Raw genomic sequence first — 21,701 nt, 5'->3', positions numbered from 1 at the left:
CGCGCACCGTTCACTTCAGGCCGAACGCCCGGACGACGGTCTGGCTGATACCGCCGCCGTTGCGTTGCCGGGCGGTCACCCGAACCGAGACCTGGCTCGCCTCGGCCGGCGCTCGCAACCGCGCCTGCCAGATCCCTTCGTGCTCCTTCAGATCCTCGCGTCGCCAGGACACACCGTCGTCGTAGGAGACCTCCAGCTGTACAGCGGTGACCGCGTCCGCACGGGCGCTGCTGCCGACGACGACGGGCTTGACGGAGAAGGTCGAGGTGCGCTTCGCCTGGCCTGCGGCGTCCACCTCTGCCACATAGTCGAGCTGCGCGAGCGGAAGCGCCTGGTCCTCGACCTCGCCGGAGGTGAACGTCCACTCGGTATGGGTGGTGGTCGAGTACGGCGTCAGGTCGGGATTCCCCGCGGTGTCGGCCACGAGCCGGTACGGGAGTTTCTCCGGCGCCAGGCCGCCCACGCCGAACTCCGGTCGTGGCCCGTTCTGCGCCAGCAGCCGGTCTCCCTGGTAGAGCGCGAAGCTGCGGGTCATCATGGCGTCTCCGCTGTGTGCGGATCCTCCGTCGCCGAACCCGGCGATCATGCCGCCCATCCCGCTGCCGACCCGGTGCGGGACCTCGAAGCCGAGCATCCGGGGCCGGACGATCGGGCCGAACCACCGCTCGTTCCGCACGCTGCGCGGCTGGTAGCTCACCACGTCGGTGAAGGTCTGCCAGCCGTCGACGGACCCGTACTGCTGCCACTTGACGCCGGCCGAGACCCAGTCCGTCCGGTGCCCCGTGACCGGTTGACGGGGGAACCTCGGAACACGGATCATCCCGAAACCGGCGTACGGATAGTCGGCCGGCCAGTATTCGTACGCGGGACTGTCCTCACGGCTCTCCAGGACCGGGCGTCCGCCCGGAGCCGCGAAGTCGTTCTCGATCCGGGCGAGGCTGCCCGGATCGGTCGCCGCGGACGGATCGTTCGGCACGCTTCCGTCGTGGTAGTCGACCAGGTCGTACAGGTACGCCGGCTTCGGATGCGCCTCGACGGTGAGCTCGGTCCGGCCCGGGCCCGCCATCCTCCTGATCAGTGCTTCGCCGTCGTCGAGGGTGAGTGCGGCGGTCGGGATCGGACCGGCAGTCTTGCCGTCCGGGGCGCCGTACCAGTCGCTCTTGCGGCCGTCGCCGTCGTTGACCACCAGGAGCATCGCCGCACCGGCCGCGTGCGCGGCGGCGGCCTGGTCGGTCGCGGCCACCGCGGAGTCGCTCCGAACGACCGCGGCCTTGCCCCGGACGGACAGGCCCTGGTACTCGGCCGGCGTCCCCGTACCGGCGAACACTGCCGGGACGTGGGTCTTGCCGTCCTGGAACGAGGCAGACCCGGGCTGCACCAGCGGCGTGTCGTCGAGTCTCCCGCCGCCGTACGTGATCCGCAGCGGAGTCTGCTCGGCCCGGAACCGGGTGGTGAAGACGAAGCTGCCCTGCTTGACCTTGTTCCCGGTCGGCAGCGTCCACAGGCTGTCGTAGGCAGGCGGCGGCATCAGGATCTGGTGCAGAGCCTGCCGGTCGTCGGGTGTCGGCTGCGCCGAGGTGAACGAGCGGAAGATGTCGATCCTGCTGGTGGTGACCGCCGTCGGCAGCGGAGTCGCAACCTTGATCTCCCGGCTGCGAGACGCGTCCAGGACGACGTCGCGAGCCTTCGTCAGGATGACTTCCGGGGCGGTCAGGACCGCCAGACCGATCGAGTGTGGGCCGTGCCGGCCGGCGACGTCCAGCGTGGAGACGATCGTGTAGGAACCAGGCGCCCAGCGGCTCGTGAGCTTGCCGTCAGGCACCCACAACACGGTGGTCTTCCCGTCGGCGCCGGTGATCTCGACCTCGCCGCTGACCGGTGTGCCGGACCGGTCCTTCAGGTGGACAGTCAGGTCGTGCTTCTCCGGCTCGACGGACATTCCCACGGCCGTGTGCACCGTGCCGGTCGCCGAACGCGCCGTCACCTGTGCTCCGTACTGGCCCGGCGGCAGACCCCGCGGGTCCGCCGTGACACCGACCGCGGCCGTGCCGTGCGCAGGGACCACGACCTGATCGGCCGCGACCGAGAAGACCCCGGTGCGTGAGGCGCCGTGGTCGACCGACAAGTGCAGCGTGATCGGGCTGTCCGCGATGTTGCGGTAGGTCACCTGGCGCTTGACCGGGGTGCGGTCGGGTCGTGGGCTCCAGGCAATCCGTCCGGCATCCACCGATCCGGTGGCGACGATCTGGTCCTGGAGGTAGGCGGTGCCGACGTCCAAGCGCCCGGCGCCGGCTTGGTAGGGGGTGTATGCGGGGGTCACCGCGCTGGAACTCATCAGCGCGTCCTTGAGTTGCTGTCCGGTCCATTCGGGGTGCTTCTGCGCCAGCAGCACTGCCGCACCGGCCACATGCGGCGTCGCCATCGAGGTGCCGCTCTCCAATCGGTAGTAGCCCTCGGCCCCGTCGTCCATGTACTGGGAACGCGCGGCCAGGACGTCCACTCCGGGTGCGGTCAGATCGGGCTTGAGGCCGTCGTCGATCATCCTGGGGCCGATGCTGGAGAACGAGGCGAGCTGGTCGGACGTGTCCACCGCGCCGACGGTCAGGGCGGCATCCGCCGTACCGGGCGCGGTGATGGTGTACGGACTGTCCCCCTCGTTGCCTGCAGCAACGACGAACAGGGCGCCGGTCTCGGCGCTGAGCCGGTTGACCGCCTGACTGACTGGATCGTCCTGCGTGTGCCAGGTCGACGTACCCAGGCTCATGCTGATCACCTTGGCGTGCTCGGTCCGCGCCGCCCACTCCATCCCGGCGATGACGCCCGAGATCGGGCCGGACCCGTGGTCGTCGAGCACCTTGCCGACCACCAGGTCGGCGCTGGGAGCGACCCCGCGCTCCTTCCCGTCCGAAGCGGCGCCGGTGCCGGCGACGGTGGACGCGGTGTGCGTTCCATGGCCGTCGCGGTCGACCACGTCCACGCCGGGGATGAAACTGCGGGTCGCCACGATGCGCGGAGCCAGGTCCGGATGGCCGGTGTCGACACCGGTGTCCAGCACCGCGACGCGGACGCCGGCGCCGGACGCCCCTGCCTGCCAGGCCTTCGGGGCGCCGACCTGCGCCGTGGTGTCGGCGAGCTGCGCCTTCGCCTTCACATCCAGCCAGATCTTGTCGATACCGGCCGCGAACGACGATTCGCCGGCCACGGACCGGGACCGGCGGGAGTTCGTCTCGCCGGTGCTGGTGACGGCCGACCAGAACGTGGTGGCCTCCGACCGCCGGGCGTGAACGGCCGAACCTCCGACGGACGGAAGGTCCCGTGCGAGGTTCGCCCCGGGCAGCGCTCCGGCGGCGAAGCTCTGCCCCCGGGCGGAATCGTCCGGCCGGCGGATGACGATCAGGGGGAGTGCGTCGGTCCGGGCGTCGTCGTAGCCCTGCGCCACCAGGTCGGTGATGTTGAAGAGCTGCTTGTCGAGCCGGCCGGTCGCCACGTACGGCATGGCCTCGTCGGGCAGGACGAAGGTGTCGCCCGCCTCGACGGTGACCCGGACCGCTCCGGTCGACCGCGGCGCGCGCTCGACGGATTGCACCGAGACTGTCCCGTCCGGTCCCGATTCAGCGGTGACCTTGTCGCCCGTGATCAGGGTCACTTCGAGCGGCGCGCCGCGGGAGGCCGCCGGGGCGCCTGCGGCGGGTGGTGGGGGCTCGGCGCCGGCCGGCGAAGGCGCCGTCACGCCGGTGACGAGAAGTAGGAATGCGGCGACCGACAGTAGGTGCGGTCGAGCAGAAGAACGTCGCACGTTTCCTCCGGAGGGCCTCAGGTAGGCGCATCTGATCATTCCGGTGGAGCCCGTGCAATCGATTTCGTCCATTGCCCGGCTGCCGGTCCGATTGTGCCCCGAAGACGTCCGATTCTGCCCCGAAGAGGACCGTGCGGGGCGGGCGACTGCAGGAACGCCTGGGCGCCACCCGCGCGGCGGCCCGGCCGGGCATGGAAGGTAGCGTGGCGTTTCAGGGTTCTGCCAACCCCGTGCATCGTCAGGTCGGTCCGGGACAGGAGGTGTCGAGATGGCGAACCGGTTGGCGCGTACCACCAGCCCCTATCTGCTCCAGCACGCGGAGAATCCGGTGGACTGGTGGGAATGGAGCCTTGAAGCGTTCGCGGAGGCGCGGGAGTGCGACGTACCGGTCTTCCTGTCGGTCGGGTACTCCGCTTGCCACTGGTGTCATGTGATGGCGCACGAGTCGTTCGAGGACGAGGCGACGGCGGCGTACCTGAACGAGCACTTCGTCAGCATCAAGGTGGATCGCGAGGAACGCCCCGACGTGGACGCGATCTACATGTCGGCGACGGTGGCGATGGTCGGGCAGGGCGGCTGGCCGATGTCGGTGTTCCTGACCCCGGACGCCGAGCCGTTCTTCTGCGGCACGTACTTCCCGAAGGACACTCGCGGTGGGATGGCGTCGTTCCGTCAGGTGCTCGAGTCGCTGGTCGACGCGTGGCGGACCAAGCGCGATCAGATCGACGAGATCGGCCGCCGAGTGGTCGGGCAACTGGGCGCCCGGCAGCACGCGGCCGAGGGTGCGATCGACACCGCGACGCTGGACCATGCGGCCGAACTGCTGAAGACCGACTTCGACCCGGCCGACGCCGGCTTCGGCGGCGCGCCGAAGTTCCCGCCGTCGATGGTCCTCGACTTCCTGCTCCGCCACCATCGCCGTACCGGCTCGGCCGACGCGCTCGAGATGGTCGCGAAGACGTGCGACCGGATGGCCCGGGGCGGCATGTACGACCAGCTGGCCGGCGGGTTCGCGCGCTACTCGGTCGACCGCCAGTGGATCGTTCCGCACTTCGAGAAGATGCTCTACGACAACGCGCTGCTGCTCGACGTCTACACCCATTGGTGGGCGGTGAGCGCCGACCCGCTGGCCCGGCGGATCGCCGAGGAGACCGCCGACTTCCTCCTCACCGAGCTCCGGACCGAGGAGGGCGGCTTCGCCTCCGCTCTCGACGCCGACACCGAAGGTGTGGAGGGCAAGTACTACGTCTGGACGCCGGAGCAGTTGCACGAGGCACTGACCGAGGACGACGCCCGCTGGGTCATCGACCTCTGCGATGTCAGCGGGACCTTCGAGCACGGGTCTTCCGTCCTCCAGCTTCGCCAGGACCCCGACGACTCCGACCGCTGGCAGCGGATCCGGACGATCCTGCGCGAGGCCCGCGCGCAGCGCACCTACCCCGGCCGCGACGACAAGGTAGTTGCCGCGTGGAACGGTCTCGCCATCACAGCCCTCACCAGAGCCGGTGTGATCCTGGACCGCCCCGAGTACGTCGAAGCCGCCACCCGGGCGGCCAGATTGGTCCGGGACGTGCATTTCGACGATGCGACCGGACGCCTCCACCGCACCTCTCGGGATGGGATTGTCGGGACGGCCCACGGTGTCCTCGAGGACTACACGGCGTACGCGCAGGCTTGTCTGGTGCTGTTCGGTGCCAGCGGCGACATCGAGTGGTACGACACCGCACAACGCCTGCTGGACAGGACGATCGAGCAGTTCGTTGCGGACGGCTCCTATTTCGACACGGCGGCCGATGCCGACCAGCTGGTCTGGCGTCCGCAGGACCCGACCGACAACGCCAGCCCGGCCGGCGTGAGTCTGGCCGCCGAGGCGTTCACGACGATGGCCAGCATGACCGGATCGGTCCGGTATGAGACGACGGCCGCCGAGGCTCTGAAGGCCTCGGCCACCATCGCCGCCCGCGCACCGCGGTTCGCCGGCCGTGCCCTTGCGGTGGCCGAGACGACTGCCGCCGGTCCGCTCGAGATCGCCATCGCGGGCCGCTCGCCCGAGTTGGTCCGGACCGCGTTCGCGGCCGCGCCCTGGGGTACGGCGATCGTCCACGGCGACCCGGGTCTCGCCGTACCGCTGATGGAGGGTCGCACGTTGATCCACGAGCAGCCCGCGGCGTACGTCTGTCAGAAATTCACCTGCCGGCTCCCGGTCGTGTTGCCGGAAGACCTTCGCCGCGAGTTCCGCCCGGTGAACTGACAACGACGGCGGTGCGGGTTTTCCCTGTCGTTTCGGAAGAATCCCTTGACTCCGGGCCCGCTGGGGACGAGAGTCCTCCCTCAGTCGGATGTAACAGAACTCGCACGTCTTGACACACAGTGTCACAACTGAGGCAGTGGCACTGCTGCGCCAACGCATCCGGCGTCCCCAACTGAATTCGGTCGCTGCGCCCAAACAGCGACCACACCGTGAGGAGATGTTGTCTTGAAACGACTGACATCAGCAGGGGCGGTGGCCATCGTCGCGACAGCGGGTCTTGCGACGGCGTTCACCGGCTCGACCGCGGGGGCCGCGAATCGCGCGGCTCCGCTTCCGGCGTCCGGCTTCAACCAGCCGGCCGCCGTCCAGGCCGAACAGGCGCAGACCGCGCAGACGGCCGCAGCCCTCGGACTCGCCGGTGGTGAGGTGCTCAAGGTCCGCGACGTGGTCAAGGACGCCGACGGCACCGAGTACGTCCGCTACGACCGGACCTTCAACGGCCTGAAGGTCGTCGGCGGTGACCTGATCGTCAAGCGCAAGGGTGAGGCGATCGGCCAGGTCACCTACAACCTCGGCGCCAAGTCCGTCGGTGTCGCGACCAAGCCGACTCTGTCCCAGTCGGCCGCGCTCACCAAGGGCGCCCAGGCGGCCAAGTTCAAGGCCACCGGCAACAAGGGTGCGCTGGTCGTGTTCGTCACGCCGGCCAAGCCCGTGCTCGCCTACGAGGTCGTCACCACCGGTGTGAAGCCGGACCAGACCCCGTCGGTGCTGCACTCGTTCATCGACGCCAAGTCCGGCGCCCTGCTGGCCCAGGACGACGAGATCAAGACAGGTACCGGAAACTCGATGTACTCCGGCACCGTCAGCATCGGCACGTCGGGCAGCTTCACGATGAGCGACCCGAGCCGCGGTGGCAACTTCACCACCGACCTCAACGGTGCGACCTCCGGCAACGGCACGACGTTCACCGACCCCGACGACACCTGGGGCAACGGCTCGACGTCCAGCCGCCAGACCGCCGGTGTCGACGCGCACTACGGTGCGCAGCTGACCTGGGACTACTACAAGAACGTCCACGGCCGCAACGGCATCTTCAACAACGGCCAGGGCGCCCGGTCCCGGGTGCACTACGGCAACGCGTACGTGAACGCGTTCTGGGACGGCACCCAGATGACGTACGGCGACGGTCAGGGCAACGCCCGTCCGCTGACCGCGATCGACGTGGCCGGACACGAGATGAGCCACGGTGTCACCGAGGCGACCGCCAACCTGAACTACTTCGGTGACGCGGGTGGCCTGAACGAGTCCACCTCGGACATCTTCGGCACCATGGTCGAGTTCTCCGCCAACAACTCCTCCGACCCGGGTGACTACCTGATCGGCGAGAAGATCAACATCAACGGCAACGGCACGCCGCTGCGCTACATGGACAAGCCGTCGAAGGACGGGGCCAGCTACGACTGCTGGAGCAGCTCGGTCGGCAACGCCGACCCGCACTACTCGTCCGGCCCGCTGAACCACTGGTTCTACCTGGCCTCCGAGGGCACCGGCAGCAAGGTCATCGGTGGCGTGACGCACAGCAGCACCGCCTGCAACGGCGCGACCATCACCGGTGTCGGCCGCGACGTGGCCTCCAAGGTCTGGTACCGCACCCTGAGCACCAAGCTCAGCTCGGGCAGCACCTACAAGGATGCTCGTGAGGGTGCGATCACCTCGGCCAAGGAGCTGTACGGCGCCGACTCCGCGCAGTGCAAGGGCATCGAGGCGGCCTTCAGCGGCATCTCCGTCCCGGCCGGCGCGGCCGCCTGTGGTGGTGGCACCGAGCCGCCGCCCACCGGCGACAACCTGCTGCTGAACCCGGGCTTCGAGTCCGGTGCGGTGAACTGGACCGGCACCGCCGGCCCGATCACCAACAACACCGGGCGTCCGGCTCGCACCGGCAGCTGGAAGCTCTGGCTGCAGGGCAACGGCCGCGCCACCACCGAGAACGTCGGCCAGTCGGTCGCGATCCCGGCTTCGGCGACGGCGGCGTCGCTCTCGTTCTGGATCCGGATCGACACCGCGGAGACGACGACCTCGACGGTGTACGACACGGCGAAGGTACAGATCGTCGACGGTGGCACGACCACCACGCTGGCGACGTACTCGAACCTGAACAAGAACACGTCGTACGTGCAGAAGACGTTCAATGTGACGCAGTACAAGGGAAAGACCGTCACGGTGAAGTTCGTCGGCCAGGAGGACTCCTCCCTGCAGACCAGCTTCGTCATCGACGACACGTCGCTGACCGCGAGCTGACCGTCTCGCGGTGATCCCGTCCGGGGCGCGCGGCCTTCCGCCCAGGCTCGCGCGCCCCGGATTTCCTTTCGCTCGCCCCGGCTGAAGGAGATCCACCATGCGTACCTTCCTGTACTCCGGACTCGGCACCGTCCTCGTGGCCGGTGTAGTGTTTGCCCCAGGCAACATCGCCACCGCGGCCGGGTCGCCGGACATCTCCGTCACCAACGCCAAGGCCCATCTCGACCAGTTCCAGTCGATCGCGACCGGCAACGGCGGCAACCGCGCCGCCGGCCGCCCCGGCTACAAGGCGTCGGCCGACTGGGTGAAGTCCAAGCTCGACGCGGCCGGCTACACCACGACTCTGCAGTCCTTCGCGACCTCGGCCGGTACGTCGTACAACGTGATCGCCGAATGGCCCCACGGCGACGCGAACCACGTCGTCATGGCCGGCTCCCACCTGGACAGCGTCAGCGCCGGTCCGGGGATCAACGACAACGGCTCCGGCAGCGCCGGCGTACTCGAAACCGCCCTCGCTTACGCTGCCAGCGGCCAGACCCCCAGGAACCGTTTGAGGTTCGGCTTCTGGGGTGCCGAGGAACTCGGGCTGGTCGGCTCGAAGTACTACGTGAACAATCTGCCCGCCGCGGAACGCGACAAGATCGAGCTGTACCTGAACTTCGACATGATCGCGTCGCCGAACCCGGGCTACTTCGTGTACGACGACAATCCCGCGGGCAACGGCGCCCGCGACGATCTCGTCGCGTACTTCACCCAACAGAATGTCCAGACCGAGTTCATCGACGTCCAGGGCCGGTCCGACCACGCGGCGTTCCGGTCGCTCGGCATCCCGACCGCCGGTACGTTCGCCGGCGCCGAGGAGACCAAGACGTCAGCCCAGGCAGCGAAGTGGGGTGGTACGGCAGGGCAGGCGTTCGACCGCTGCTACCACCGGTCCTGCGACACCATCAGCAACCTGGACCTGACCTCGCTGGACCGCCAGATCGATGCCATCGGCCACATGATCTGGACCTACACCCAGAAGGACTACACCGACGGTCCGCCATCCGGCGGCACCAACCTGATCCTCAACCCGGGCTTCGAATCCGGTGCGGTGAACTGGACCGGCACCACCGGTGTGATCACCAACAACTCCGGGCGTCCAGCCCACGGTGGGTCGTACAAGGCCTGGCTGCAAGGCAACGGCCGAGCCACCACCGAGAACGTCGGTCAGTCTGTCGCGATCCCGCCTTCGGCGACGGCGGCGTCGCTGTCGTTGTGGATCCGGATCGACACCGCGGAGACGACGTCCTCGACGGTCTATGACACGGTCAAGGTTCAGGTCGTCGACGGTGGTGCGACCACCACGCTGGCGACGTACTCCAACCTGAACAAGAACACGTCGTACGTGCAGAAGACGCTCGATGTGACGCAGTACAAGGGAAAGACGGTCACGGTGAGGTTCGTCGGCCAGGAGGACTCCTCGCTGCAGACGAGCTTCGTCATCGACGACACGTCGCTGACCGTGAGCTGACAGCCCCCGTCCGGGGCGCGTGGCCTCCGCCCAGGCTCGCGCGCCCCGGACTCCCCGTTAGACCGGCTTGCAGAGTTTGCCCGGTGGGATGGTGGCCTGGGTGAGCAGCTGGTTCACCGACTCCGACATCGGCTTGAGCTGCGGGTCCTCGATGCGGGCCGTCTTCCCGTTCGCGGTGACCGCGAGGATCATGTCGTCGGGGTGCCGGGTGGTCGGCTTGGTAGGAGTGAGACTGGCCCAGTCGACCTGTTGCGCGGCGGTCTGGATGGTCGTCAGCAAGGTGGCGTCCAGCTTGCACCGGACCGTCTCCTTGCCGCGCGACGTCACCGTGGCGACGCCGTCGGTCCCGATGACCACCTTGTCGTCGAAGCCGGCGAAACCGCCGCTCCGGCTGACCGTGATCGGCAGGGCCGACCCGACGGGGGTCGACTGGGTCACCGACGGCGTACTGCTGGACGGAGAGGACGGCGTACCGCCCGCGTCGTTACCGGCTTCGGCGCCGCACCCGGCCAGCACGAGACCCGCGATCGTGCTGACCGTGGCGACCGCTGCATAGCTCCTGAGGTTCCTCACGCACCATGGATACCTCTAGGTGGGCGGTTCGTTGCAGCTGTGACACGACCGAGATGTTCTTGTTAGACCACCTGCGACACCAGGTCGACCAGCACGCGGGTCAGTCGGACGCGGTCCTCGAACATCGTGAGCGTCGCTTCGTCGGCGGTCTTTGTGATCTGCTCCAGCGGCAGTGCGGTGAACGTCGCACGGGCGCACAGTGAGCCGAGGTAGCCGTACAGCACCTGCTCCTCGGTCACCTGCATCCCATCCTCGGCCAGGCCCTTCAGGAACGCCTTGAAGATCACGTTGTGCACTGCCGGCAACGCCTCGGGCGACAGCTCACCGGCATGGGCGAGCCCGACCAGCAGTTGACCCAGGTCGAAGCCGACCGCCTGTGGGCAGTCGAACCCCCAGTCGATCACGACGAACTCGTCCGGACTGCCCTGTGGGACCAGCAGATTCTGCGGACTGGCGTCCCCGTGCTGGTAGCACTGGGGCAGCGCGTCGAGCGCGTCCAGTACGGCGGGCAAGCGCTCACCCAGGTCGAGCAGGTCGTCACGCAGACGGTGGTCGCCCAGATGGCAGACCGCCGCGGCCAGCAGCGGGTCCCGCCACGTCTGCGGGTCGGCGATGGTCGGCAGGGCGGTCATCATCACGCGGCCGCCGGTGTAGTACCGCAGCCCGATGCCGGGGGTGGTGATGTCGTCGCGGGGGAGCAGTGGCTCGACCAGATGCGGCTGACGACGGGCGGAGAGGCGCCCGAGCAGGTACGCCGCCCGCTCGAACCGCTCCATCGGCCAGGGACCCGGCTCCTGGATGACATTCTCCATCCAGAGGGTGCCGCGATCGTCGTCGTACAGATCGATGCGGTACGCCGTGGCCAGCCGCAGGCCGTCCGGGAGCACGTCGGCGATGCCACTGCGGTGGACGGCGATCTCCAGTTGCCACGGCAGGTTCTGGACGAACGCGGCGCGGAACTGTTCGGGTACCGAGTCGATGTACACCCAGTGCCGGACGGACTGGAGTTTCTTGATGAAGCAGGACCAGTCGACCGTGTCGCCGCCGGCCGTGGTCGCCGTACCGAAGAGCCGGAACAGGGCCTCGGTGCTTGGAGTGCCGATCGGGTAGTCGACCGGCTCGACCCGGACCTCGCCGGGCCGGGCCGCCGGGTCCCCGGTGACGGTCCGGACCAGATCGGTCAGGTCGTCGTCACACAGGGCGTCGCGGCCCAGTGGTTCCAGAGTGGTGATCATGCGTCCCCCCAATGCAGTCTGCCGCCCATCCTCCGCCCGCGCCTTCTGCCAGTCTTCAGAGGCAGCACGGAAAGAAGTAAAGCAGCCTTACTACCGAGATAGTAAAGTTGCCTTATGACTTCCGTCAACGGACTTTCGGGCACACCCACCGACCCGGTCGGGTCCGATCACATCGCCGGGTTGATCGGACTCGTGTTGGCGCGATTACGGGCAGAGATCCTGGCCGACTCCGAGCAGGCATTCCCCGGGCTACGGGTGTCGCACTACCGGCTGCTCGAGATGATCCCGCCGGATGGCGGCCGGATCACCGATCTGGCCGAGGCTGCCGGGATGACGAAGCAGGGCCTCGGGCAGCACGTCGACTACCTGCAGCGGCTGGGGTTCACCGAGTCCGACCGGCTGCGCGGCGACCGCCGGGTCCGGCTGGTACGCCGTACGCCGCGTGGTGACGACGCGGTCGAGTTCAGCCGGGCCGCGATCGCCCGCGTGGAAGAGTTGTGGGAACAGCAGTTGGGCCGCGAACGGTACGACGTACTGCGCGAAACCCTGAGGGACCTGGGACGTTAGCCGACCTGGTACGTCGCGATGCTGACGGCGATGTAGTGGCAGATGAACGCGGCCACGGTGAACGCGTGGAAGATCTCGTGGAAGCCGAACCACAGCGGTGACGGGTTCGGCCGCTTGGTGCCGTAAATGACCGCGCCGATCGAGTAGAGCCCACCGCCGACCGCGATCAGCGTGACCACCGCCGCGCCGCCCTGGTGGTAGATGTCGCCCATCCAGAAGATCGCCACCCAGCCGAGAGCGAGGTAGATCGGCGTGTAGAGCCAGCGCGGTGCGCTCACCCAGAAGATCCGGAACAGGATGCCGAGCAGCGCCCCACCCCACACCAGGCCGAGCATCAGCAGCCGGTTGTCGCCGTGCAGCAGGACCATCCCGAGCGGGGTGTAGGTGCCGGCGATCAGCAGGAAGATGTTGCTGTGGTCGAGCCGGCGCAGGATCGCCTCACCGGTCGGGCCCCAGTAGAACCGGTGGTACAGCGCGGAGATGCCGAACAGCAGCATCGCGCCCATCGTGTAGACCGCGGCGGCCCAGCGGGCGCTGGCGCCCGGGGCGAGGCAGATCAGCACGATGCCGGCGGCGGTCGCGAACGGGAAGGTGCCGGCGTGCAGCCAGCCGCGAAGCTTGGGCTTCAGCGGTGCGAGTCGTCCGGACAGCCGGTGACCGACTTCCTGGGGCTGGGCGCTGGTAGCGGTCATCGCCGTCCTTTCGAGGGGTGCCGGGCGGTTCAGTACCTACGCAACCGTAACTTACGGGACCGTAGGTTCCAACGGCCATAAGCATGAAATGTAGGCGACATCACCCGTTGGCACACCGCCACCCGCGTGTCCGACGCACGAACTTCGGCGAAAGTTCGACCTTCCCGGCAGCTTTCTCCGAGCCGCTCCGCGCCCTCTCAACAGCGGCCGATCTGGGCTAGCCTCGTGACCGAGAGTCTTCGAGGAGAGCACCTGCCCATGCGGACACCTGGCAAGCAAAAGCTGCGCGACGCGGTGTACGGACTGTACGAACGCCGGCTGGTCCGATCGCTGTCGCCGGACCGGATCCCGCGGCACATCGGCGTCATCATCGACGGCAACCGGCGCTGGGCCCGGGCCGTCGGCGACCCGGTGTCGCGCGGTCACGAGGCCGGGGCGAACAAGATCGTCGAGTTCCTCGACTGGTGCGACGACGTCGGCGTCAAGGTGGTCACCGTCTGGATGCTGTCCACCGACAACCTGAGCCGGCCGAGCGACGAGCTGGAGCCGCTGCTGCGGATCATCGAGCAGACCGTTGACGAGCTGACAGCGATCGGCCGTTGGCGGATCCACCCGGTCGGCGCGCTCGACCTGCTGCCCGGCGCCACCGCCGAGACGCTCAAGGCGGCTGAGACGGCCACGCACGGAGTCGACGGGATGCTCGTCAACGTCGCGGTCGGGTACGGCGGCCGCCGCGAGCTGGCCGATGCGGTCCGGTCGCTCCTGCTGGAGGAAGCCGCGCAGGGCATCTCCATCGAGGAACTGGCCGAGCGCGTCGACGTCGAGCACATCGCGCGGCACCTGTACACGAAGGGCCAGCCGGACCCGGACCTGGTCATCCGGACGTCAGGCGAGCAGCGGCTCGGCGGCTTCCTGCTCTGGCAGAGCGCGCTGAGCGAGTTCTACTTCTGTGAAGCCCTGTGGCCGGACTTCCGGCACGTCGACTTCCTGCGGGCGATCCGGAGCTACGCACAACGGGAGCGCCGCTTCGGGACGTGACCCCGCGTCCGCAGCGTGCACACGTCGTACGTCGTCGCAGGTAGTAGGCGTACGTCGCCGTACCCAGAGCGGCTCCCCAGACCACCCAGAGGATCCCGGGACCGTTGAGGGCCCAGTTGTCGCCGTCCAAGGGGAGCTGGGTGTTCATCAAACCGGCCGGGACGAGTACAACGGCCACCACCGAGGCCGGGATGATCGCGAGGAGTGGTGGGACGCGGTTGCCCGCCATGAACCAGATCCAGCGCGGATAGACCTCGCCCCAGCGGTGCACCAGCCCGTGGGTCAGGATGCCGCCGCCGACGCCCATCACAGCCAGGCCGAGGCCCATCGCCAGCATGCCGGGCGTGTCGGCCATCATCCGGTGGAACTCGTCGCTGATCCCCACCGGCCAGCCGAAGAACCACGCCACCCGGGTGAACTCGTACGGCAGGTTGGCAACCACCGCGACGGTGACCGCGATGCGACCCCAGCGAAGGGCTTCCCGCGGTGTCGTCCAGGCCGGATCGGGGCGATCGCTGCGACCGCAGGAAACACAGGCGCCCCGGCTGCGGCGGTGGTACGCGATCGCGGTGGCCGCCCACAGCAGACCACCGACGAACACGATGATCAGGTTCACCCTGTGCCAATAGAGGATGTCGCCCACGCCGCCCTGTTCACCCGGTACGCCGGTGAACGCGAAGACGACCAGTGCGGGGGCGAGGGCAACCATCGCGATCAGTGTGTAGTCAGGGATCACCACCGCGAGCCCGACGGCCAGTACGGCGGCGATTGCCTGGAGCACCCAACCTCGGGCCGGGCGTCTGGTCATCACGATTGCCAGCACAGCGCCACCGAGGCCGACGGCCGCCATGACCGGGGCGACGACGTGGGCGGGCGTGCCTTCCAGGATCGAGGCGGTTGCACGATCATCGGTCACTTTCGCGAACGGATAGCCGGTTCCGCCGAAGGCCCAGTAGACGCCCAGAACGCCGTACGTCAGGGACCACAGAGCCGTCGCGTACCCGGTCCACACCGGCCAGTTCTTCCGCATGTGACGAGACTGTCGCGGGGGGTCGCGGACCGGATCACTCCGCAGGGTGAACGACCTCCCCCGCCTGGGGGGAAGAAGTAACACGCCGTTAACCCCGTGGCCGGGCGTGTCGGAATGCGGGGTTTGCGCCGCCGACCTACGCTCCTTAGTGACGGTCGGAGGGGAAGCCGGCTGTCCGGGAGGCCCGATCAGCTTGAGAATCGTTCGCCAGCCGGTTGCCCCATGAGGGGCAGAACGGAGTGCCCGAGACCTCGCGTCTCGATCTCACTGGTTCCCGTCGTCGCTCGTGCAGCGCGGCGGGTGGGGTCTGCACCAGACCCCGGGGTCAGTTCCCGGTCCATCACCTAACACTGGTGGGCCGGGCGTGGTGCACGTCGCGGCCCGAGAGGACGTGCGACATGGCTGCCACCCACGCCAAGGCGTCAAGTACCTCATCCACACCGGCCCAGCGCACCTTCGTGCTGGACACCTCGGTGCTGCTGTCCGACCCGCACGCGATGCTGCGGTTCGACGAGCACGAGGTGGTCGTCCCGGTGGTCGTCGTCACCGAATTGGAGGCCAAACGGCATCACCCGGAACTCGGCTACTTCGCTCGCACCGCGCTGCGGCTGCTCGACGAGCTCCGGATCCAGTACGGACGTCTGGACGCGCCCCTGCCAGTGGGGGAGAAGGGTGGAACCCTCCGGGTCGAACTGAACCACACCGATCCGGAGAGCCTGCCGGCCGGTTTCCGGCTCGGCGACAACGACAGCCGCATCCTGGCCGTGGCCTGCAACTTCAAGTCCGAGGGCAGGGACGTCACGCTGGTCTCGAAGGACCTGCCGATGCGGGTCAAGGCGTCGGCCTGTGGCCTGATGGCCGAGGAGTACCGGGCCGAGCTGACGCTGGAGTCCGGCTGGACCGGGATGAGCGAGCTCGAGGTCGAGACCCACGTCGTCGACGACCTGTACGAGAACGGCGTACTGGAGCTGCCGCAGGCCGGCGAGTTCCCGACCCACACCGGGTTGGTGCTGCTGTCCGAGCGGGGCAGTGCGCTCGGCCGGGTGATGCCGGACAAGCGGGTCCGGCTGGTCCGCGGTGACCGGGAGGCGTTCGGGATCCGCGGTCGGTCGGCCGAGCAGCGGGTCGCGCTCGACCTGCTGCTGGACCCCGACGTCGGGATCATCTCGCTCGGCGGCCGCGCCGGCACCGGCAAGTCCGCACTCGCGCTCTGCGCCGGCCTCGAGGCGGTGATGGAACGGCGGCAGCACAAGAAGGTGGTCGTCTTCCGGCCGCTGTTCGCGGTCGGCGGCCAGGAGCTCGGCTACCTGCCCGGCTCGGAGTCGGAGAAGATGCAGCCGTGGGCGCAGGCCGTGTACGACACGCTCGGCGCGCTGACCAGCAGTGACGTGATCGACGAGGTGATCGACCGCGGCATGCTCGAGGTGCTGCCGCTGACCCACATCCGCGGCCGCTCGCTGCACGACGCGTTCGTGATCGTCGACGAGGCCCAGTCGCTGGAGCGCAACGTGCTGCTGACGGTGCTCTCGCGGGTCGGTGCGAACTCGCGGGTGGTGCTCACCCACGACGTCGCTCAGCGCGACAACCTGCGGGTCGGCCGGCACGACGGAGTGGTCGCGGTGGTCGAGCAACTGAAGGGGCACCCGCTGTTCGCCCACGTCACCCTGACCCGCTCGGAGCGGTCGCCGATCGCCGCCCTGGTCACCGAGATGCTGGACGATCTGCAGCTGTAAGGAGCGTTTCTACTTTTAGGTAATCTCTGTCTGTAAAGCACGCGTAAGACTTGCGCGTGCACGGTGCGGTCGCCCGTCGGGCGGCCGCACCGTTGTCTGTGACCTGCTTGTGATCACGGTCGGTTTACGCCAGAGTATGTTCCTGTTGCCAGCCGACGGGGGTCGGGTTTCTCGGAAGGACAGATGAAAGCGAAGCGCTCCGTCGCGGTTCTCTCAGTGACTGGAATCGTCGTCGTCTCCGTTGTCGCCGGTATCGACCTCTTCAGCTCCCCCGGGAGCAGCGTCGCCTCGGAACAGGTGTCCGGCCGGGCCGAGATGGCCGTGCTGAACAGCGAGAAGGCCCACGCGGTGAAGACCCCCTCGCCCAAGGGACTGTCCCCCGAGGAGCAGGCCCAGGAGGTCATCCGGCTGCGCAACCAGATCGAGGCCGTCGAGGCCCAGCGCAAGGCGACCCAGGACAAGGCCGCCATGGTCCGCGCGGCCAAGAACGCAGCCCTGAAGCGGTACAAGGCGCTACAGGAGAAGGACAACGACTCGCGCGAGGAGCGGGCCAGCCGCGACGCCGAGCGGAAGAAGCTCGAGGGCACGCCCAAGGAGGTCGCGATGAACCTCCTGCCCGACCACGGCTGGGGCGAGAGCCAGTTCAGCTGCCTCGAGAAGCTGTGGAACAAGGAGTCCCGCTGGCGGGTCGACGCCGACAACCCGACCTCCTCGGCGTACGGCATCCCGCAGGCGCTGCCCGGCAACCGGATGGCGGCGTACGGCTCGGACTGGCGGACCAACCCGGTCACCCAGATCAAGTGGGGCCTGGACTACATCGAGGACGCGTACGGCTCCCCGTGCTCGGCCTGGGGCCACTCGCAGGCCAAGGGCTGGTACTGAGCCCGATCCGTGGTGTTTCCGTGCTGATCGCGGAGGCGCGTACGGGCGTCTGACCGGCAGGCTTCGAGGAGTAGGAACCATCCTCTCTTCGAAGGAGTCATCATGGCACTCGTCATCTCGGGCATCTCGATGTCGCTGGACGGCTACATCACCGGTCCGGACGTGACCAGGGAACACCAGCTCGGCGTCGGCGGCGACATCCTGCACCGCTGGCTGTGGGAACCGTTCCCGGAGGACACCGCGGTTCTCGACGGCATGGTCGCCTCGGCCGGAGCGATCCTGATGGGCCGGCGGTCCTACGACCTGGCCGAGGGTGACGGAGGCTGGGGCGACGGTGGTCCGGCCGGGCAGCTGCCGTGCTTCGTGCTCACCCACAACCCGCCCGCTGCCGAGACCGTGCGGGCGCCGGAGGTGTTCACGTTCGTCAGTGAGGGCATCGAGGCGGCGGTCAAGGCGGCCAAGGACGCGGCCGGCGACGGGGTCGTCGGGGTGCACGGTGCGAGCGCGGCGCAGCAGTGCCTGGCCGCCGGACTGCTCGACGAGATCCAGATTCACCTGGTGCCGGTTCTGCTGCAGTCGGGGACCCCGCTGTTCGAGAACCTCGGCGGCCGGCAGTACCAGCTGGAGCGGACCGACGTCGTACCGTCGGGCAACGCGACGCACCTACGGTTCAAGGTGCACTACTGAGGCCTGGCAGGATGTCGGCGTGCCGGAGATCGCGCGGGGGAGCAGTGAACGGGGCGAGCTGGTCCTGCGGCGGCGTGACGACGACGGAGCCCTCGAGCTGCGGGTGAACGGCGTGTTCGTGATGGACGACCGTGAGACCTCCAGCGAGGAGCTGCTCGCGTCCGCCGCCCTGGCCTCGGTACGACGTCCTGATCGCGTCCTGGTCGGTGGTCTCGGGCTCGGCTACACCGTCCGTGCCTTGCTGACCGACGACCGGCTCGGTGAGGTCGTGGTCGCGGAGATCGAGCCGGACCTGGTGGCGTGGATGCGGTCGGGACTGGTGCCGTCGGTGCTGGACGATCCGCGGGTGTCCGTGGTCGTCGGCGACGTACGTGCGGTCGTTGCCGCGTCGTCCGATGCGTCGCTCGACGGGATCCTGCTGGATGTGGACAACGGCCCGGACTTCCTTGTCTACAACGAGAACTCGGCCATCTACGCGTCGCCGTTCCTGACCGTCTGCCGGTCGAAGCTGCGGACTGGCGGCGTACTGACGGTCTGGTCCTCGTCGGCGTCGGACGCGTTGGAGACCGCGGTCACGGCGGTCTTCGGGGCGTGTGCGGTCACGGCCGTCCCGGTGACTTTGCAGGGGCGAGCGGAGACGTACTACGTGTACCAGGGTTCGTTATCCACAGTTTGACAATCGGTCGTCGGCGACTGCGTGGAGCGACGTACTCTGCTGGTATGGGTGACAATGCGGAATTCAGGATCGAGCACGACACGATGGGCGAGGTCAAGGTGCCTCGGGACGCGTTGTGGCGGGCGCAGACCCAGCGTGCGGTGGAGAACTTCCCGATCTCCGGCCGGCCGCTGGCGCCGGCGCTCATCCATGCGCTCGCCCAGATCAAGGCCTCGGCGGCGGTGGTGAACGCCGAGCTCGGCGTACTGGACAGCGAGCGATCGGCCGCGATCGTGGCCGCCGCGGACCAAGTGACCGGCGGTGAGTACGACGCGGAGTTCCCGATCGACGTGTTCCAGACCGGCTCCGGGACGTCGACGAACATGAATGTGAACGAGGTGCTGGCCACGCTCGCGACCCGTGCCCTCGGCACCGACGTACATCCGAACGACCACGTGAACGCGTCGCAGTCGAGCAACGACACATTCCCGTCCTCGATCCACGTCGCCGCGACCGCGGGCGTCGTCGAGGAGCTGCTGCCGGCGCTGGAGCACCTGGCGGAATCCCTGTCCCGTAAGGGATCCGAGTTCGGCGAGGTGGTCAAGTCCGGGCGCACCCACCTGATGGACGCGACACCGGTGACGCTCGGGCAGGAGTTCAACGGGTACGCGCAGCAGGTGCGGCGCGGTGCGGAGCGGGTGCGTGCGACGCTGCCGCGGGTCGCCGAGCTTCCACTGGGCGGCACGGCGGTCGGGACCGGGATCAACACACCACCAGGGTTTGCGGCCAAGGTGATCACGGAGCTGAACCGGCGTACCGGTCTGGAGTTGCGCGAGGCCGACGACCACTTCGAGGCGCAGGGTGCGCGCGACGGTCTGGTCGAGTTGTCGGGGCAGCTGAAGACGATCGCGGTCAGCCTGACCAAGATCTGCAACGACCTGCGCTGGATGGGATCCGGGCCGCGCGCCGGGCTCGGCGAGATCGCCCTGCCGGACCTGCAACCGGGCTCGAGCATCATGCCGGGCAAGGTGAACCCGGTGATCTGCGAGGCGACGCTGATGGTCGCCGCCCAGGTGATCGGCAACGACACCACGATCACCGTGGCCGGTGCCGGCGGCAACTTCGAGCTGAACGTGATGCTGCCGGTGATCGCCCGCAACCTGCTCGAGTCGATCACCCTGCTGGCGAACAGTTCCCGGCTGCTGGCCGACCGTTGCGTCGACGGCATCACCGCGAACGTCGACCACGCCCGTGCGCTGGCCGAGTCGTCGCCGTCGATCGTGACGCCGCTGAACCGCTACATCGGCTACGAGAACGCCGCCGCGGTCGCGAAGAGCGCGCTCAAACAGGGCAAGACCATCCGCGAGGTCGTGATCGAGAACGGGCACGTCGAGAAGGGCGATCTGACCGAGGAGCAGTTGGACGCGGCCCTCGACGTACTGTCCATGACCCGGCCGGCCCAGCCGTGACGGCAGCCGCGGCGCAGGCGCGCTTCTGGCAGCCGGGGACCACGATCGAGTGGGTGTACGAGGGGATCGGACAGCACGCGGACAAGCCGAACGTCCGGCCGATGACCGTGGTGCGTGACGACGAGGACGGCCTGGTGGCCTGGCTCGCCCCGGGCACGCCGCTGATCAAGCCGGTGCTGGTGGACGGCCGCGAGACCAGGCACGCCGGTCCGGTCGCGATGTTCACCGAGGACCGGGTGCTGAAGCTCGACGTCTGGCGCGGGACGGGGATCCTCAAGGTGCTGCCGCCGGGCAAGCCGTGGTCGGTGTGGCACTTCTGGGCCGAGGACGGCAGCTTCCGCGGCTGGTACGTGAACCTCGAGGCCCCGCACGTGCGCGACGCGGCGGCGCGCCGGACCAGCACGGTCGACCACGTCCTTGACCTGTGGATCCGGCCGGACCGCACGATCGACTGGAAAGACGAGGACGAACTGGAGGGTGCGGTCACCGCGGGGCGCTTCACGGCGGCCGAGGCTGAGCGGATCATCGCCGACGCCCACGCGGCCGTCCGTGACATCGAGTCCTGGACGTCGCCATTCTCGGACGGCTGGCAGACGTGGACCGCCCCACCGGACTGGCGGCTGCCGACGGCGCCGACATCACATCAGCCGGTCCTGATCGCCGAAGAGCTGCACACTTGAGCGCGAAGGCGCTGCTCCTCGCCGGCGGTGGGGGAGTTGGCAAGACCACGGTCGCTCAGGCGATTGCCCGCCTCCTGACGGCCGATCGTCACCCGACCGCCGTCGTCGACCTGGACGCCGTGGGCCAGTTCGGCCCGCCGCCCCAGGCACCGGCCGCGGCACTGGATTCGGCACCGGATGCGGCGTCGGGTACAGCGTCGGATTTGGGGCTCCGGTTTCATGACCGGCTCAAGGCGCGCAACCTTGCGGCCGTCTGGCCCACCTACCGCGACGCAGGCGCCCGCTTCCTGATCGTGAGCGGGCATGTCGAGACCGCCGAGCTCAAAGCGGCGTACATGGAGGCGCTCGCCGACTGCGACGTACGGATCGTCAGGGTGGTGACTCCGCCGGACCTCGTGGCGGCGCGGACCCGGTCGACCCGTGGACCCGGCTGGGACCTGCAGGCCGCGCTGGCTGAGGCGGCAGCCCACCAGCCGATCGAGGACTTCACGGTCACCAACGACGGCTCCCCCGCGGAGACCGCGGCCGAGATCCTCGGCAAGGCCGGCTGGTCCATCGGTTGACCGCTCACAACGGGTGCATCACGAGCGGTTCCATCTGCC

Annotated in this window: 16 protein-coding genes; 12 read left to right on the top strand and 4 right to left on the bottom strand. The window is 68.6% G+C overall.

The window, feature by feature from the left end; translation table 11 throughout:
* Positions 1 to 10: 10 nt before the first annotated feature.
* On the bottom strand, positions 11 to 3,730 hold the full coding sequence (locus ACGFH6_RS00975) for a S8 family serine peptidase (RefSeq protein WP_393379362.1): 3,720 nt from the start codon (positions 3,728 to 3,730) through the stop codon (positions 11 to 13).
* A gap of 334 nt (positions 3,731 to 4,064) precedes the next feature.
* Here ACGFH6_RS00975 and ACGFH6_RS00970 point away from each other — a divergent pair, with 334 nt between their 5' ends.
* The 3 genes from ACGFH6_RS00970 to ACGFH6_RS00960 all read left to right on the top strand — a co-directional run bounded on the left by ACGFH6_RS00970 (position 4,065) and on the right by ACGFH6_RS00960 (position 9,858).
* Positions 4,065 to 6,047 carry a thioredoxin domain-containing protein gene (locus tag ACGFH6_RS00970; protein ID WP_393379360.1) on the top strand — a complete coding sequence of 661 codons (1,983 nt, stop codon included), beginning with the start codon at positions 4,065 to 4,067 and terminating at the stop codon, positions 6,045 to 6,047.
* Positions 6,048 to 6,272: 225 nt separating this feature from the next.
* Entirely contained in the window at positions 6,273 to 8,345 is a 2,073-nt protein-coding gene (locus tag ACGFH6_RS00965; RefSeq protein WP_393379359.1) for a M4 family metallopeptidase, read from the top strand.
* Between the two features lie 97 nt (positions 8,346 to 8,442).
* On the top strand, positions 8,443 to 9,858 hold the full coding sequence (locus tag ACGFH6_RS00960) for a M20/M25/M40 family metallo-hydrolase (RefSeq protein WP_393379358.1): 1,416 nt from the start codon (positions 8,443 to 8,445) through the stop codon (positions 9,856 to 9,858).
* A gap of 57 nt (positions 9,859 to 9,915) precedes the next feature.
* On the opposite strand, the gene ACGFH6_RS00955 is transcribed toward ACGFH6_RS00960, so the two are convergent.
* Positions 9,916 to 10,431: a hypothetical protein gene (locus ACGFH6_RS00955; protein ID WP_393379357.1), complete on the bottom strand. Its 516-nt coding sequence runs from the start codon at positions 10,429 to 10,431 to the stop codon at positions 9,916 to 9,918.
* Positions 10,432 to 10,493: 62 nt separating this feature from the next.
* The gene (locus ACGFH6_RS00950) at positions 10,494 to 11,666 is read right to left on the bottom strand and encodes a phosphotransferase (RefSeq protein ID WP_393379355.1); all 1,173 of its coding nucleotides are present in this window, start codon (positions 11,664 to 11,666) and stop codon (positions 10,494 to 10,496) included.
* Between the two features lie 114 nt (positions 11,667 to 11,780).
* Here ACGFH6_RS00950 and ACGFH6_RS00945 point away from each other — a divergent pair, with 114 nt between their 5' ends.
* On the top strand, positions 11,781 to 12,233 hold the full coding sequence (locus tag ACGFH6_RS00945; protein WP_393379353.1) for a MarR family winged helix-turn-helix transcriptional regulator: 453 nt from the start codon (positions 11,781 to 11,783) through the stop codon (positions 12,231 to 12,233).
* On the opposite strand, the gene ACGFH6_RS00940 is transcribed toward ACGFH6_RS00945, so the two are convergent.
* Positions 12,230 to 12,925: a hemolysin III family protein gene (locus ACGFH6_RS00940; RefSeq protein ID WP_393379351.1), complete on the bottom strand. Its 696-nt coding sequence runs from the start codon at positions 12,923 to 12,925 to the stop codon at positions 12,230 to 12,232. The genes ACGFH6_RS00945 and ACGFH6_RS00940 overlap by 4 nt on opposite strands.
* Positions 12,926 to 13,183: 258 nt before the next feature.
* Between ACGFH6_RS00940 and ACGFH6_RS00935 the strand changes: the two genes are divergently transcribed.
* The 8 genes from ACGFH6_RS00935 (at position 13,184) to ACGFH6_RS00900 (ending at position 21,662) form a co-directional block, all read left to right on the top strand.
* Positions 13,184 to 13,963 (top strand): isoprenyl transferase, encoded by a 780-nt coding sequence (locus tag ACGFH6_RS00935; protein WP_393379349.1) that lies wholly within the window; start codon positions 13,184 to 13,186, stop codon positions 13,961 to 13,963.
* A 1,428-nt stretch (positions 13,964 to 15,391) separates the two neighbouring features.
* Positions 15,392 to 16,726 (top strand): PhoH family protein, encoded by a 1,335-nt coding sequence (locus ACGFH6_RS00930; protein WP_131516496.1) that lies wholly within the window; start codon positions 15,392 to 15,394, stop codon positions 16,724 to 16,726.
* A gap of 216 nt (positions 16,727 to 16,942) precedes the next feature.
* The gene (locus tag ACGFH6_RS00925) at positions 16,943 to 17,608 is read left to right on the top strand and encodes a hypothetical protein (RefSeq protein ID WP_393379348.1); all 666 of its coding nucleotides are present in this window, start codon (positions 16,943 to 16,945) and stop codon (positions 17,606 to 17,608) included.
* Positions 17,609 to 17,710: 102 nt separating this feature from the next.
* Positions 17,711 to 18,295, top strand: a complete 585-nt coding sequence (locus ACGFH6_RS00920) for a dihydrofolate reductase family protein (protein ID WP_393379346.1) — start codon at positions 17,711 to 17,713, stop codon at positions 18,293 to 18,295.
* A 19-nt stretch (positions 18,296 to 18,314) separates the two neighbouring features.
* The gene (locus ACGFH6_RS00915) at positions 18,315 to 18,971 is read left to right on the top strand and encodes a hypothetical protein (RefSeq protein ID WP_393379344.1); all 657 of its coding nucleotides are present in this window, start codon (positions 18,315 to 18,317) and stop codon (positions 18,969 to 18,971) included.
* 44 nt (positions 18,972 to 19,015) lie between these two features.
* Entirely contained in the window at positions 19,016 to 20,419 is a 1,404-nt protein-coding gene (locus ACGFH6_RS00910; RefSeq protein WP_393379342.1) for a class II fumarate hydratase, read from the top strand.
* A complete protein-coding gene (locus ACGFH6_RS00905; protein WP_393379340.1) occupies positions 20,416 to 21,099 on the top strand; it encodes a DUF402 domain-containing protein in 684 nt (227 codons plus the stop codon). The genes ACGFH6_RS00910 and ACGFH6_RS00905 overlap by 4 nt, the downstream gene beginning before the upstream one ends.
* Positions 21,096 to 21,662: a hypothetical protein gene (locus ACGFH6_RS00900; protein WP_393379338.1), complete on the top strand. Its 567-nt coding sequence runs from the start codon at positions 21,096 to 21,098 to the stop codon at positions 21,660 to 21,662. Before ACGFH6_RS00905 ends, ACGFH6_RS00900 begins: the two co-directional genes overlap by 4 nt.
* Positions 21,663 to 21,701 lie beyond the last annotated feature (39 nt).

It is taken from the genome of Kribbella sp. NPDC049227 (assembly GCF_043197265.1).
GTDB lineage: Bacteria > Actinomycetota > Actinomycetes > Propionibacteriales > Kribbellaceae > Kribbella.
The sequence above is the reverse complement of the archived record's forward strand: the minus strand, read 5'-3'. Positions and strand labels throughout refer to the sequence as shown.